Raw genomic sequence first — 15006 nt, forward strand, 5'->3', positions numbered from 1 at the left:
CTCCACTCTTTCACGTGAAATTAATCCGATGTTGATATTTGGCAATCATTTTCTCATTATGTGACCAATCCGAATCAACATTATTGCTGACAAAAATCGGTAACTCTATTGAGGACTTTGCTAGTGTTTCTATGATTTCACTGAACAAAGCATTTAATAGTAATGAACCAATAACAGTAGATGCTGGCGCATACTGTATGTCATGTATAGTTAGTACACCATCACCAATCGGTATATGGGTATTAATTACAAAATCTACCACATCTTCTAGCCGCAGCCCACTGTGATGACGTGTAGTCTGTTCCATATAGTGGAGCGATTGGAGGGATAGCACAAATATCCCTGAATCCTTTGCTAATAAAGCGGCGTCAATAGGTGCTGCATTTCTCCCTGAGGTTGAAATGACGATGCAAACATCATTTTCACGAAAGTCAAACTGTTCCTTATGCTGTTCAATAATAGTTGAATCTTTCTCATTGATTGAAGAAGCTAATGCTCCAGCATGTAAAGCTAATGGTTCAATAAATATAGGACGGACGGGTACTAAACCACCTGCTCGATAAAATGCCTCCTGTGCCAATAGCTGTGAATGACCACAACCAAATAATTGAATTATCCCACCTTTTTGGAGTCGTTGGACAATGATTTGAGCCACATCACTTATATGTGATGCCTCCTTTTCCTTCACAACCTGGATAAGCTTTTCGATTTCAGAAAAATATGCATGCATAAAATCACCTTTTAATTTCACTTATGAATTTATAACGATCAGCTCGATACGTACTGCGTACAAGCTCAAAGGGCTTACCATCTGATAAATAACTTGTACGTTTGATAATTAAAACTGGTGCTGTTTGATTAATTTGTAGAAACTTACTATCCTCTTTCGATACGATGGCTGCCTCCATCTGTTGTACCGCATTCCCAATTTTTTGATGGAACTTTGCTTCGATTAAGGCATAAAGCGAGCCCATTATTTGCTTCTCATCCAACTCCGGATAAATTTTAACTGGGATATATGTTCTTTCGATTGCCATTGGTTGCGCATCTGCATTTCTTATGCGCACTACAAAAAATACTTCTTCGCCAGACTCTATCATCAAATCTCTTGCAATATCCACTGGTGGTATGATTTTCTCAAATCGTAATACCTTACTGCTTGGTTCCATTCCTCTTGCCCGCATATCTTCCGTGAAACTCGTTAAGCCTTTTAACGGTTGCTCTAATTTTGGATTTGCAACATACGTTCCTCTCCCTTTTTCTCGATATAATAGACCACTATTTACTAGATTGGTAATGGATTGACGAACAGTCATTCTACTTACATCAAATTGTGCAGAAAGCTCTCGTTCTGATGGGATAGTCTCACCAATTCTGTATTCTTCTAAATAAATTCGTTGTTTAATAATCTCTTCTATTTGTATATAAATAGGTATATGAGAATTTTTCTCTAACAATTCTTGCACCTTCCTTATCGCCTTTATGATTTCTCCATACAACTTTACCTCGTTAGATCGGTTTTTGTATTTCGCATGATTAAACAAAGCTAAATGATATCCACGATAACAGTGTGAAAAGGACATATTTACTCGTCGCTTGATGTGGTAACTTTCTCACTATCATTGTAGCATCTGAGCTCAATCATTGTACCATTATATTCTCAACTGACTAATCATCGTCTCGTAATTTTGATCCAATTTGCCTTCTTTCAATAGGCTTTTCCCTCATGTGTTTTGTATCAATCACAATTAAAACGCTTTCAAAATCATTTAAATAAAGTGTTTTTCCTCGTAATATCTGCCTAGAGATATAATGTATCTTTTCCTTTAGCGGATATAGCTTCTCAAAAGGTATAGTTGTCTATACCAATTATATGCTGCTTCATCAGAAATAAAAAGTAACTTTTCATATTTTCTAAACATTCACTTAAAACACTCTACTAGTTCTTGTTTAATTTTATGTAAAAAAAGGAGCTATTAATAAGCTCCTCTCAATCCTATGTATAGGACGAATCCCAATTGTGCCGTAATGCCAAGAAACATTCGTTTTGAACCCGCAATTTGCAGGTGGGTGCCCGCTTTGCAACTTTAAACGTCCCGCTTTGTTAGGGGCATGTTTGCGACTACAAAATGAAGGCTCCCGATTCTATAATGTTCGGTCAAAACTGTGAAGTAGAGTTAGCAGTTAGACAAACACATCAGGATTCGTATTACAGTTATCATAGCACCACTTTTCTGATAATTCAAACGATTTTCTCTAATAATCTATAATTTCTTACGAAAACGCAAAAAATACCTAGATTCCCAACAGTATTTGCTAGGTAATCCAGGTATTTTGAATTATACATTATTTTCTAAATGGTTTAATAGCCAGGCTTAGTTCACTTAGTTGCTCAGGAGATACTTCGCTTGGTGCTTCTGTCATCAAGCAGCTTGCACTAGCTGTTTTAGGGAATGCGATTGTATCGCGTAAATTAGTACGACCTGCTAATAGCATAACGAAGCGATCAAGACCAAAGGCAAGACCTGCATGTGGTGGTACGCCGTATTCAAACGCTTCTAATAGGAAGCCAAATTGTGCTTGTGCTTCTTCTTCTGAGAAGCCAAGTAATTCAAACATTTTCTCTTGTAGGTCACGTTCGTAAATACGTAATGAACCACCACCAAGTTCATAGCCGTTTAAAACGATATCATATGCTTGTGCACGTACTGCTGCAGGGTCTGTGTCCATTAACGCTATATCTTCATCAAACGGGCGTGTGAATGGATGGTGTGCTGCATAGTAGCGTCCATCTTCCTCAGAGTATTCGAATAATGGCCAATCAGTAATCCAAAGGAAAGCAAATTGTGATTCATCGATCAGATTTAAATCTTGTCCTAATTTTGTACGAAGAGCACCTAATGAAGCTGCTACAACATCGGCTTTATCTGCTACAAATACTAGAATATCGCCAACTTCTGCTCCCATACGCTCGATTAAAGCTGCTGCTAATGCCTCGTCAAAGAATTTCGCAATTGGTCCGTTTAAGCCTTCTTCTGTTACCTTTAACCAAGCAAGACCTTTTGCTCCGTAAATCCCAACGAATTTTGTTAACTCGTCCATGTCTTTACGAGAATATTTGTCAGCTGCACCTTTAATATTGATACTTTTCACTTGTTTTCCTTGTGCAACCGTATCAGCAAATACTTTGAAATTACAGCCTTCAAAAATATCATTTAACGCCACAAGCTCTAATCCAAAACGTACATCTGGCTTATCTGAACCATAACGATCCATTGCTTCTTGGTATTTCATGCGCTGGAATGGTGCAGGAATGTCGATTCCTTTTACTTCTTTCATAACCGCTTGAATTAAGCGCTCGTTCATTTCTAATACTTCTTCTTGTGTTAAGAAGCTCGTTTCAATGTCCACCTGTGTAAACTCTGGTTGACGGTCAGCACGTAAATCTTCGTCACGGAAGCAACGCGCAATTTGGAAGTACTTTTCAAAACCAGCAACCATTAATAATTGCTTAAATAATTGAGGTGATTGTGGTAAGGCATAAAATTCACCTTCATGTACACGTGAAGGAACTAAATAGTCTCGAGCACCCTCTGGCGTTGATTTTGTTAAAATTGGTGTTTCAACTTCTAAGAATCCTTCATTTTGTAGGAAGTTACGAATTGTACGTGTCACATCAGAACGCATTTTGAAAGTATCGAACATTACGGGACGACGTAAGTCTAGATAACGATATTTTAAACGTAAATCTTCTGATACATCTGTACGATCTTCGATTTGGAATGGCGTTGTTTTTGCCGTATTAATTACGACTAATTTTGTTGCTTCCACTTCAATTTTACCGTTTGGTACATTTGGGTTGATTTGATCCTCTGTACGAAGGATGACTGTGCCTTCCACTTCGATCACATATTCACTACGCACTTTATCCGCTAATGCGTGTGCTTCTGCAACATCTGGACTAAACACAACTTGCGTAATACCTGTACGGTCACGCAAATCAATAAAAATTAAACCACCAAGGTCACGACGACGCTGTACCCAACCTTTTAATACGACTTTTTCGCCTTGTAACGCTTCTGACAGCTCGTTACTAGCATGTGTTCTTGTAGCCATTGTTAAATTCCTCCAAAATATCTTCAATTTATGTAGCATTTCCTAGAAATGCCCTCTGTCTATTTTTAAGCTTTTTGTGTTAAATAGTTCACTAACTCTGAGAACGCCACTTTGTGCTGCTCCCCAGATTCCATATGTTTTACAGCCGCTGCTTGCTCTTCAAGTTCTGTTTCGCCAAGAACAAGCGTATATTTTGCACCTAGTCGATCCGCTGATTTCATTTGAGCTTTCATTTTACGGTCTAAATAATCCATCTCTGTCGCAAGTCCCTTCGCTCGGAAAGTGCTTGTCAGCTCAACAGCCTTTTGCTTCGCTTCATCGCCCATTGCAATAATGTAAACATCTAGCCCTGAAGCTGTGTCTAATTCAACACCCTCCGCTTCAAGTGCCAGCAACAAACGCTCAATACTTAATGCAAAACCTATACCTGGTACATCTGGACCGCCAATTTCTTGCACTAATCCATTGTAGCGTCCACCACCACATAATGTTGTAATAGCACCAAAGCCTGATGCTGTGGACATAATTTCAAAAGTTGTGTGATTATAATAATCAAGTCCTCGTACAAGATTTGGATCGACCTCATATGAAATACCCAATGTATCTAAGTACGATTTCACTTGAGCGAAATAAGCAGCTGACTCTTCTGTTAAGAAATCAGTTAACGCTGGAGCCGTTTGCATTAATGGATGCTCACGATCTACCTTACAATCTAAAATCCGCAATGGATTCTTTTGTAAACGATTTTGACAGTCTGAGCAAAATTCATGAATATGTGGCTCAAAATGCTGTAATAAAGCAGTACGATGTGTATCACGTGTTTCTTTATCGCCAAGAGAATTAATCACTAATTTTAAATCCTTTAAACCCGCTGATTCGTAGACGTCCATAGCAAGAGCAATGACTTCTGCATCAATCGCAGGATCTGCTGAACCAATTGCTTCTACTCCAAACTGTACAAATTGACGATAACGACCAGCCTGTTGGCGCTCATAGCGGAACATTGGTCCTAAATAAGAAAGCTTAACTGGCTGATCAGGAGCACCAAACATTTTATGCTCCACATAGGCACGTACGACACCAGCCGTATTTTCTGGACGTAGTGTTAATGAACGCCCTCCACGATCTTCAAATGTATACATTTCCTTTTGTACAACATCAGTTGTTTCCCCAACACCACGTGCAAATAGATCCGTTTGCTCGAAAATTGGTGTGCGAATTTCGTTATAGCGATAAACACGACAAATATCACGAATAATCGCTTCAACTTTTTGCCATTTTTCAGATTGACCTGGCAAAATATCTTGTGTCCCTCGTGGCACTTTAAAACTCATGTAATTCCCTCCTATATTGATTGCTTATGATAGAGCAGCTGTAGTCCCACTTTGAGCGAATGCATGCTTTGGTTGAGCAAATTTTTGTCCGGTTGGAGCGGGTTACAGCCTTGATGAGCGCTTTTCATACTAATTAGAGCGCCTTCCCCTCTTTTCTGAGCAAAAACAACAATCCCTCTTAAAAAACTCATTACTTTTTGAACAACAAAAAAGCTCTCGTCCCTTGCAATAGCAAGGGACGAGAGCTGTATAAGCTTCCGCGGTTCCACCCTAGTTGACACAAATGATTACATGTGTCCTCCTCTTAATCGGATAACGGCCGATTCCGTTTTTTCCTACTAGGCACTGCTTTTCAGAAAAAAGCCTCTCAAGTGTTATTCACGTTATACATTTTTGTAGGAAAGATTGCAGCCTAAGTCTTTCCCTCTCTTTTCCAATAGTGGTATACGCTACTTGCTTGGTCATAAGCGATTAATCATTTTTCGATTACCCTTTATGTTAGTCACTAGCCAAAGCAATGTCAACTATTTTTGTATTTTTCATCAGTCTATGTTGAAAATAACTAATTCTGTTACCATTTTACCACGAATTTTATGATAAAAGCATGGTAAAATAGCACAAGGAATAGGAGGAATCTGATGAGGACAAAAATTTTACATAGTATAATCATCTTCGTACTAATGGTAACGATGGCGATGCCAAATAAGAACTTTGTTCAAAGAGCTTCCGCTGACACCAGTGATCTAAAAGTCGCTGGAACGATTCTTCATTTGCGAGAGGGTCCTGGATTGTCTTATCCCATTATTACGACTTTAGAAGAAGGTGACCCTTTAACCTCAATCGGTCGAGAAGGTGATTGGTACCAAGTCAAAGCAGGCAATTACGAAGGATGGGTTGCCTCTTGGCTGACAGCACCTACTAATGCTAAACAAGTGATCGACAAAACCGTCATTTCACAAGTTGACCGTTTAAATATTCGAACAGAACCAGATATCTCTTCAGCTGTTCTTGGTCAACTTTCAACTGGTAACCAAGCAAACCTCGTTGAAGAAAATGGAGAATGGGCAAAAATCGATTGGAATGGACTAACAGGATGGGTGTCGAAGGATTATGTCACGATCAACGATAACCCTAAAAAAGAAACAGAACCCAAAGAAGATGCTGTAGAAGTAACCACTACAACCACGGCACCCGCTAACAAAGATACAACCTTCACCATTTTAGTGGACACCCTTAATGTTCGTAAGAAGCCAGATTTGAATGCTAAAAAAATCGGCACAGCAACAAAAGGACAAGCCTTTAAAGTCCTCGCACATGAGCATAATTGGGTACAAATTCAGTACAATGATAAAAAAGTAGGTTGGGTCTATAGTTTTTACGGTACATTCTCTAATAAAGTAAAAAGTACCTCAAAAACATCAACTTCCAAAGAGTTAGAGTCTGTTACGATTATTTATAATGGGACAAACCTACGAACGGATGCCTCAACAGCAGCAGAAGTGGTTGAACGTGTAGATGCTGGTGTAAATTACCCGATAGTAGGCGTTAAAAATGATTTTTATGAAATACAAATAGACGACGAAAAAACAGCTTTTGTCGCGAACTGGGTGGTCACAACAAGTTCCAATAAAGCGACAAGTCCACAGAAAGAAAAGGAAGAGCCTCGCAAAAAAGGTACTTTAACTGGATTAACGATAGTTGTTGATGCTGGTCACGGTGGAAATGATCATGGCACAACTGGTCAACGAGGTACAGAGGAAAAGGGCATTACTTTAAAAACGGCTACTTTGCTTGCTTCCAAGTTAAGTGCTGCTGGCGCAAACGTTGTCATGACGAGAGAATCGGATGAATATGTGGCATTGCGTAAGCGTGTATCGATTGCCCATCAATATGAGGCAGATGCCTTTATTAGCCTTCATTATGATGCGACAGATGATAGCTCCATTAACGGCTTCACATCCTATTATATGAATAGCAATCAAAAAGGGCTTGCTGAAGCAATTCATGATGGTCTTTCCAGTAAACTAGATTTAAGAGACCGTGGTACACAACAAGGAAATTATTTAGTTTTACGAGAGAATCGTCAAAAGGCCGTCCTTATTGAGTTAGGCTTTTTAAGTAATTCCAGTGAGGAGCGCGTCATTACAACAGCTAAATTCCGCGAACAAGCGACTCTTGGTATTTATCAGGGAATTCTCAACTACTTTAATGAACAAGATGAATAAGCAAAAAAAAGCTGCGGATGATAACATCCACAGCTTTTTTATATTTAAGATATTCCTAATGCTACCGCAGCAATTAGCGCCAGACAGGCAATCAATGCCCACCCAAGAATCATCTTCCAGATAAACTTAATCCACTTTTCATATGGGATACCTGCAACAGCTAAATACGCCATTAATGCAGACGAAGTAGGAATAATAGAGTTCGTTAAGGAATCCCCATATTGGAAGGCTAAAACAGCCACTTGTCGCTCTAATCCTAGTAAATCAGTGATTGGAATCATAATCGGCATTGTTGCAGCTGCCTGTCCACTACCAGATGAAATAAATAAATTCAAAAGAGCTTGGATAAATAACATGCCGATTGCACTGATAGCATGTGGCAAATGTCCAATTGTTTCTGATGCTGCATAAACGATTGTATCAATAATTTTCCCCTGCTCTAAAACAACTGTAATAGCACGGGCAAAACCTACAATTAAAGCACCAAATGTTACGGCCTTGGCTCCCTCAATAAAGGAATCAAAGATAGTAGCAGGTTTTAAACCACCAATTAACCCTGCAATTAACCCCATAATTAAAAAGGATGCAGTTAGCTGCGTTAAGAACCAGCCCCAGTTAAAGACACCATAAATATTAAAGCCAATCCCACAAGCCATGACAATAAATACGAATTTATGCTTGCCTGTTAATGCAGGGATGTCAATCGCTGAAACATTGGATTTAGCTTTTTGTTCAATATCGTAAATAACGCTTGCTTGAGGATTCTTTTTCACCTTAAAAGCATAGCGAGATACATAGAAAATAGCAAAACTTAATACAAAAACATAGACAACAGCACGGAAGCCAATCCCTGAGAATAATGGTACATCCGCTAAGGATTGTGCTACACCTACCGTAAAGGGATTAAGCATTCCTCCAAAAAATCCACTGGCGGCACCAAGTGTAATCATGGCTGTTCCTGTTACAGCATCAAAGCCCATCGCGCGTGCAATGGCCACACCAATTGGTACGAAAATAATAGTTTCTTCCGCCATCCCCATTGTAAAACCACCAACAGAGAATAAAATCATCGATAAAGGAATCAGTAATTTCTCTCTGCCCTCTAAAGCTTTTACTCCTTTATAAACACCAGCCTCAATAGCACCTGTAGAACGAATAATACCAAATACACCACTGACTAAAAAAATGTAGAAAATAATTTGAGCCCCTTTTTCGAGACCCATTGGAACCGCTGTAAACATTTCAAAAAAGGAAACTGGCTCACTCTCAATATGATGATAGCTTCCATCTACAACGAGCATTCGCCCTTCTTCATCCTCTACACGTTCAAACTCACCCGCTGGTATAATATAGCTTGCAATACCTGCTAAAAAAATAATAGCAAAAATAATCGTATATGTATGAGGTACTTTCAACCAGCTTTTCTTCTTGACCCCCTGTTCATTTTCCATTAAATCACGCTCCTTTTTCTGATTTAGACATTAGCAGTATATTGTCGCTATTTGTCGCTAATTGAAAATAAATATACATGAGTTTAAATTTATTGTAAAGTATTAATTTTCTATTATTTCTGAAAGCACACGCTATCTTTCCTAATTAAACCTCTTGTTCCCCTTCTATAAACATGGAAAATTTTATACACATACTCAAATAATAATGGGCATTTTCAACATTATTTTTTGTTTTCCAAAATAATAATTTCATCGTATATGACGAATTGTTTTTATTAAGGCAGGAGCAATATGCAGCGGTGTTAGAAATGATAAAGTTTGTATGGATTGTCCTTAAATGCTTTTTATTCATGAACTTCATAAAGATCCCCTTATTACTGGGATGAAAGACATCAAAGGTTGTAAGTAGAATGGAAATCGTAGGTTAACTATCCATGAGGAATCAAATGGACTTTCTTACATATCGTTTATATTTTTTTAAAAAAATAATATTCAAAGAGTAGAAACTGTTTTAATAGTTTTTATCTCTTCGAAATAAATTTGCTATTTAGGTATTTTTATTTGCCCTAAACAAATAAAAAAACCTTCTATCATTTATTATGATTTGAAGGTTCATATTTTCTCATTTTTTTGTAGTTTCCAATGTAACCCATACAATTTCCTCCATCCGAATGAAGAAAGGCGTACGATTTATCTCAAGAACCATATGGTCAGGTAGTATGGATAATAAAATACCTTGTTGAATATTTTTTTCTGTTTGCACAACTACTGCCTGACCAATCATCATGTTAAGAGTTTCGTATAAATATGGATTTGTTATACTTCTCGTCTGCGTCATGTTTAAGACACTCCTTCCTATAAAACTAACCATACTCTTTAGTATATGAAGGAATTATAGGAAATGTTCCATTATTTTGACTCTAGAAGAATTGTGACTGGACCATCATTAATTAGTGCTACATCCATCATGGCACCAAAAATACCTGTTTCCACATGTAAGCCTTGCTCGCGTAAAGCTTGATTAAAAGCCTCCCACATTGGCTCAGCTGCTTCTGGTCTAGCTGCATTGATAAAACTTGGACGATTCCCTTTTTTTGCATCCCCATACAATGTAAATTGTGAGACGGATAAAATAGCGCCCCCATGCTCTAAGATCGAATGATTCATTTTTCCATCTGCATCTTCCCAGAGACGTAAATTGGCTACTTTTTTTGCTAAATAGGCAACATCCTCTTGTGTGTCTTCATGTGTGATTCCCACTAAAAGAACATAGCCGTGATCAATGGCTCCTGTAACAGTTCCGTCCACTGTTACAGAGGCAGCTTTACTGCGCTGTAATACTACTTTCATGTACTAAACCCCAATTCTATATTGCCTATCAATTAGTTAATGACACGTTGCACCGAATATATATCAGGTGTTTGTTTAATTCGCTCAACTACTTTATGCAAATGTGAAATATTCGAAATAGAAATTGTTAAATGAATTGTTGCCATTTTATCACGGTCAGCACGACCACTTACTGCTAAAATATTCGTTTTCGTTTCACTAACAATTTGCATGATTTCATTTAAAATGCCAGGTCTATCAAAAGCTGAAACCTCAATATCAACAGGGTATTCCTTTTTCTCAGGAATGACACCATGCTCCCATTCTACTTCAATTAAGCGCTCCTGCTCATCCTCAATTTGAATATTTGGACAGTCCTCACGATGGACAGAAACACCTCTACCCTTCGTAATAAAACCTACAATATCATCACCAGGAACGGGCGTACAGCAGCGAGAAAGTCGAATGAGCATATTATCAATACCCTTTACAATAACACCCGATTCCGTACGTTTTTGTGGAATTGGATTTTTCATTTTTTGTTCAATTTTCTCTAGTGCTTCTTCCTGCTCACGTTCTTTACGACGTTTTTCAGCTAAACGATTTACGACCTGTTGCGCAGTAATCCCATTCACACCAACTGCAGCATACAAATCTTCTTCATTCGTATAGTTAAATTTGTCGCATACCCGTTTTAGGTTTTCGGAGGACATCGTTTCCTTTAAATCGAAATCCTGAGCACGGATTTCTTTTTCTATCATTTCTTTACCTTTGACAATATTTTCTTCACGCAGGTGTCGTTTAAAGAATTGCTTTATCTTATTCTTCGCCTGCGAGGATTGAGCTATTTTTAGCCAATCGCGACTCGGACCAAAGGATTGTTTAGAAGTTAAAATTTCAATGATATCGCCCGTTTTTAATGGTGTATCAAGCGGTACCATCTTCCCATTGATTTTCGCTCCAATCGTACGATTTCCCACTTCGGAATGAACACGGTAGGCAAAATCAATAGGAACAGAACCTGCTGGCAATTCAATGACATCACCTTCAGGTGTAAAGACATAAACCATATCAGAAAATAAATCAAATTTTAAGGATTCCATAAATTCTTCTGCGTTGGAAGATTCATTTTGAAATTCTAAAATTTCACGGAACCACGTTAATTTTTGGTCAACATTCTGCTTTTGATGATCAACGTTTTTGCCTTCTTTATATGCCCAGTGCGCCGCAATCCCGTACTCTGCAATTTTGTGCATTTCCTTTGTACGAATCTGTACCTCCAACGGATCACCATATGGTCCAATAACAGTCGTGTGTAGGGACTGGTACAGGTTTTGTTTTGGCATAGCAATATAGTCTTTAAAGCGTCCTGGCATTGGTTTCCAAAGTGTATGCACAATCCCTAATACGGCATAGCAATCTTTAATACTATCGACAAGAACACGAATGGCTAATAAATCATAAATTTCATTAAACTGTTTCTTTTGTAACACCATTTTTCGATAGATACTGTATATATGTTTTGGTCGACCATAGACATCTGCGTCAATTTCAACCTCATTCAGTTGTGATTTCATCTCAGCCATCACATTTTCTAAATAAGCTTCACGTTCATCACGTTTTTTCTTCATCAGACTGACAATACGATAATATTGTTGTGGGTTTAAATAGCGCAGTGCTGTATCTTCAAGCTCCCATTTTACAGTCGAAATTCCAAGACGATGAGCAAGTGGTGCAAAAATCTCGAGCGTCTCTTTTGAAATGCGTCGTTGCTTTTCAGCAGGTAAATGCTTTAACGTACGCATATTATGAAGACGGTCTGCTAGCTTAATGAGGATGACACGAATATCTTGCGCCATAGCCACAAACATTTTCCGATGATTTTCTGCCTGCTGCGCCTCTTTAGATAAATATTTAATTTTCCCTAGTTTGGTAACACCATCAACAAGCACGGCCACCTCTTCGCCAAATTCACGTACCAAATCATCCCGTGTAAAATCCGTATCTTCGACAACATCATGTAAAAAACCTGCCGCTACAGTTTCTGGGTCCATTTGTAATTCAGCTAGAATACCTGCTACTTGTACTGGGTGAATAATATACGGTTCACCAGAGCTACGGAATTGCTCAATATGGGCATCCCTTGCTAATTCATATGCTTTTTTCACGAATGCGACATTTTCATCATTCATGTAGGATTTGACTAACTCAAAAACGTCCTCAGGAGTCAAAATTTGCTCTTTCGCCATAACATGTCCACCTTGCTCGTCAAATTTTTCAGATTAGATATAAACTTAATTGTATAAAATATTGTGGTCTATTGTAAAGAGACTGTATCATTTAGTTTAGTTAATCTCGTGAACAGTTCGAAAAATGGAAAAAATATTCTTCTTTTTAATAAAAAAGACCCTCTGCGACTTCACGTCACAAAGAGTCCTTGTTTCGACAAATTGATTAATGTAATTGATTGTAAGCTACAGCAATTTTCGCGCCGACTACTGCATTGTTTTTCACTAATGCAATGTTGGCATCAAGACTTTTACCTTCTGTTAATTCTTTAACTTTGCCAAGTAAGAATGGTGTAACATTTTTACCTTGAATGCCATTCTCTTCAGCTTCAACTAAAGCTTTTTCAATAATGTTTGTAATAAATGCATGCTCTAATGCTTCAGACTCAGGAATTGGATTTGCGATGACAGCGCCACCTTTTAAGCCTAATTGCCATTTCGCAGATAGCATTGCTGCAATTTCTTCTGGCGTATCTAATTGGAAGTTTACATCAAATCCACTTTGACGTGTGTAGAATGCTGGTAATTCATTCGTACCATAACCAACCACTGGCACACCTTTTGTTTCAAGATATTCTAATGTAAGACCGATGTCTAAAATAGATTTTGCACCCGCACAGATAACGGCAACATTTGTTTGTGCTAATTCTTCTAAATCAGCAGAGACATCCATTGTTGTTTCCGCACCACGGTGTACACCACCAATACCACCTGTAACAAAGATTTCAATACCTGCAAGCTCTGCACAGATCATTGTCGCTGCAACTGTTGTAGCACCTAATTTTTTCGTTGCTAGTAAGTAGCCTAAGTCACGACGTGAAGCTTTTGCAACACCTTGAGCATTACCGAACATTTCTAGTTCTTCATCTGATAGACCAATTTTAATTTTTCCATCAATTAATGCAATTGTTGCTGGGACTGCACCATTATCGCGAATAATTTGCTCAACTTCACGCGCAGTTTGCACGTTTTGTGGGTATGGCATACCGTGTGAAATAATTGTTGATTCTAACGCAACGATTGGTAGACCTTTTGCTTGTCCTGCTTTTACTTCTTCTGATAATACGATGAATTCTTTCATGTTGTTATTCCTCCATTTCATTTTTCAACAAATCTACTGATAATTCAGGTCTTACTGTATAAGGAGATGCCAATGTATTTTTTGCATTGGTTAATCCAGCATCAATACATGTCTCAAAAGATTGTCCAGTCAGCCAACTGTGAATAACAGCGCTGACAAAGGCATCTCCTGCTCCTGTCACATCTTCAATTTTGTCAATCACTTTAGCGGCAACATGACAAGGGGCAATCGTTGTAGATGCTGCATAAACGCCCTTGCTACCAGCCGTGATAATGACATGCTCCGCACCTAATTGTAGGAGCTGTTGTAAAGCTTTTTCATAATGGGTAGCGTTTTCAATTTTATGTCCAACAATCGTTTCCGCTTCATCTGTGTTACAAATAAACCAAGTTACGCCTTGTAATGTTTCAGGTAGTCGATTCATTTTTGGCGAAGATACTGGCACAATGACAAGTGGAATATCACGAGCAAGGGCTACTTGCTGGATATACGCCACTGTTTCTTTTGGACAGTTTAAATCCAAAATAAAACAGCCCGCGTTTACAAGCATTGTTTCATGTTTTTTCAACAAGCTCGGTAACAGAAGGTCGTAAACCTCCATATTTGCTACAGCTAGTGCTAGCTCACCCTGTTCATCCATGATGGCAGTATAAGAACCTGTGGAAGCCTCTGCAAGCTGCTCTACATAACGTAGATTCATAAAGGATTCCGAAGCCTCTTGGATCACTTGCCAATCAGCATCCTTACCTGCCGTTGTCAGTAACGTCACTTGGTGGTTTAATCTGCCTAAGTTTTCAGCAATATTTCGACCAACACCACCTACACTAAAGGAAGAACTGGCAGGGTTAGATGTTCCAAATTGAACATTGCCCTTGACATGGAATTTGCGGTCTAAATTAGCTCCACCGATGCAAATAATTTCATTTTCTTCGGGTAATATATAAGCACGACCTACAATTTTTCCTTGCTTCGTTAAACTAGACACTAAATTAGCAAGCACAGGACGCGACAGATTCATTGTATCTGCCATTTCTTGCTGAGACATAAACGGATTCTGGCGAATTAAAGCAAGCACCGCCTGTTCTCTTTCATTCATAGCATCACCTTTTATTATATTTGTTTATATTATAAACTTTTGTTTGCATTATGTCAAAAGATTCTTTATTAAAAAAGTTGAACCTC

General features: G+C 38.4%; 11 protein-coding genes, 1 other RNA gene and 1 other annotated feature. Of the genes, 1 reads left to right on the forward strand and 11 read right to left on the reverse strand.

Going from position 1 to position 15006, the window contains the following annotated elements; all coding sequences use genetic code 11:
• Window positions 1-10 precede the first annotated feature (10 nt).
• The 5 genes from B3D98_RS20900 to hisS all read right to left on the reverse strand — a co-directional run bounded on the left by B3D98_RS20900 (window position 11) and on the right by hisS (window position 5450).
• The gene (locus B3D98_RS20900; protein WP_016991627.1) at window positions 11-730 is read right to left on the reverse strand and encodes a sugar isomerase domain-containing protein; all 720 of its coding nucleotides are present in this window, start codon (window positions 728-730) and stop codon (window positions 11-13) included.
• Between the two features lie 4 nt (window positions 731-734).
• Entirely contained in the window at window positions 735-1457 is a 723-nt protein-coding gene (locus tag B3D98_RS20905) for a GntR family transcriptional regulator (protein WP_004226770.1), read from the reverse strand.
• A gap of 550 nt (window positions 1458-2007) precedes the next feature.
• A non-coding RNA gene (ssrS, locus tag B3D98_RS20910) (6S RNA) lies at window positions 2008-2207 on the reverse strand.
• 139 nt (window positions 2208-2346) lie between these two features.
• On the reverse strand, window positions 2347-4116 hold the full coding sequence (aspS, locus tag B3D98_RS20915) for an aspartate--tRNA ligase (protein ID WP_054550048.1): 1770 nt from the start codon (window positions 4114-4116) through the stop codon (window positions 2347-2349).
• A gap of 65 nt (window positions 4117-4181) precedes the next feature.
• Entirely contained in the window at window positions 4182-5450 is a 1269-nt protein-coding gene (hisS, locus tag B3D98_RS20920; protein WP_054550047.1) for a histidine--tRNA ligase, read from the reverse strand.
• 231 nt (window positions 5451-5681) lie between these two features.
• Window positions 5682-5924: a binding site (T-box leader), on the reverse strand.
• Between the two features lie 164 nt (window positions 5925-6088).
• Between hisS and B3D98_RS20925 the strand changes: the two genes are divergently transcribed.
• Complete coding sequence (locus B3D98_RS20925) at window positions 6089-7675, forward strand: SH3 domain-containing protein (RefSeq protein ID WP_054550045.1); 1587 nt, start codon at window positions 6089-6091, stop codon at window positions 7673-7675.
• 44 nt (window positions 7676-7719) lie between these two features.
• Here the strand turns inward: B3D98_RS20925 and B3D98_RS20930 are convergent, their stop codons facing one another.
• The 6 genes from B3D98_RS20930 to B3D98_RS20955 form a co-directional block, all read right to left on the reverse strand.
• A complete protein-coding gene (locus tag B3D98_RS20930) occupies window positions 7720-9126 on the reverse strand; it encodes a YfcC family protein (protein WP_054550044.1) in 1407 nt (468 codons plus the stop codon).
• Window positions 9127-9748: 622 nt separating this feature from the next.
• On the reverse strand, window positions 9749-9964 hold the full coding sequence (locus B3D98_RS20935) for a DUF2642 domain-containing protein (RefSeq protein WP_004226745.1): 216 nt from the start codon (window positions 9962-9964) through the stop codon (window positions 9749-9751).
• Window positions 9965-10035: 71 nt separating this feature from the next.
• The gene (gene dtd / locus B3D98_RS20940; RefSeq protein ID WP_115674141.1) at window positions 10036-10476 is read right to left on the reverse strand and encodes a D-aminoacyl-tRNA deacylase; all 441 of its coding nucleotides are present in this window, start codon (window positions 10474-10476) and stop codon (window positions 10036-10038) included.
• A gap of 32 nt (window positions 10477-10508) precedes the next feature.
• A complete protein-coding gene (locus B3D98_RS20945; protein ID WP_048392114.1) occupies window positions 10509-12704 on the reverse strand; it encodes a RelA/SpoT family protein in 2196 nt (731 codons plus the stop codon).
• A gap of 205 nt (window positions 12705-12909) precedes the next feature.
• Window positions 12910-13824 carry a pseudouridine-5'-phosphate glycosidase gene (locus B3D98_RS20950; RefSeq protein ID WP_048392113.1) on the reverse strand — a complete coding sequence of 305 codons (915 nt, stop codon included), beginning with the start codon at window positions 13822-13824 and terminating at the stop codon, window positions 12910-12912.
• Window positions 13825-13828: 4 nt separating this feature from the next.
• Complete coding sequence (locus B3D98_RS20955) at window positions 13829-14920, reverse strand: carbohydrate kinase (protein WP_288585875.1); 1092 nt, start codon at window positions 14918-14920, stop codon at window positions 13829-13831.
• Window positions 14921-15006: the final 86 nt, after the last annotated feature.

Origin of the sequence: Lysinibacillus sp. UBA5994 (assembly GCF_002429725.1) — a bacterium.
Lineage (GTDB): Bacteria > Bacillota > Bacilli > Bacillales_A > Planococcaceae > Lysinibacillus > Lysinibacillus capsici.

Bases quoted from the DNA above. Each gene is read 5' to 3' on its own strand.
- B3D98_RS20900 (WP_016991627.1), bottom strand. From the start codon at position 730: ATGCATGCATATTTTTCTGAAATCGAAAAGCTTATCCAGGTTGTGAAG.
- aspS (WP_054550048.1), bottom strand. From the start codon at position 4,116: ATGGCTACAAGAACACATGCTAGTAACGAGCTGTCAGAAGCGTTACAA.
- hisS (WP_054550047.1), bottom strand. From the start codon at position 5,450: ATGAGTTTTAAAGTGCCACGAGGGACACAAGATATTTTGCCAGGTCAA.
- B3D98_RS20925 (WP_054550045.1), top strand. From the start codon at position 6,089: ATGAGGACAAAAATTTTACATAGTATAATCATCTTCGTACTAATGGTA.
- B3D98_RS20930 (WP_054550044.1), bottom strand. From the start codon at position 9,126: ATGGAAAATGAACAGGGGGTCAAGAAGAAAAGCTGGTTGAAAGTACCT.
- B3D98_RS20935 (WP_004226745.1), bottom strand. From the start codon at position 9,964: ATGACGCAGACGAGAAGTATAACAAATCCATATTTATACGAAACTCTT.
- dtd (WP_115674141.1), bottom strand. From the start codon at position 10,476: ATGAAAGTAGTATTACAGCGCAGTAAAGCTGCCTCTGTAACAGTGGAC.
- B3D98_RS20945 (WP_048392114.1), bottom strand. From the start codon at position 12,704: ATGGCGAAAGAGCAAATTTTGACTCCTGAGGACGTTTTTGAGTTAGTC.
- B3D98_RS20950 (WP_048392113.1), bottom strand. From the start codon at position 13,824: ATGAAAGAATTCATCGTATTATCAGAAGAAGTAAAAGCAGGACAAGCA.
- B3D98_RS20955 (WP_288585875.1), bottom strand. From the start codon at position 14,920: ATGAATGAAAGAGAACAGGCGGTGCTTGCTTTAATTCGCCAGAATCCG.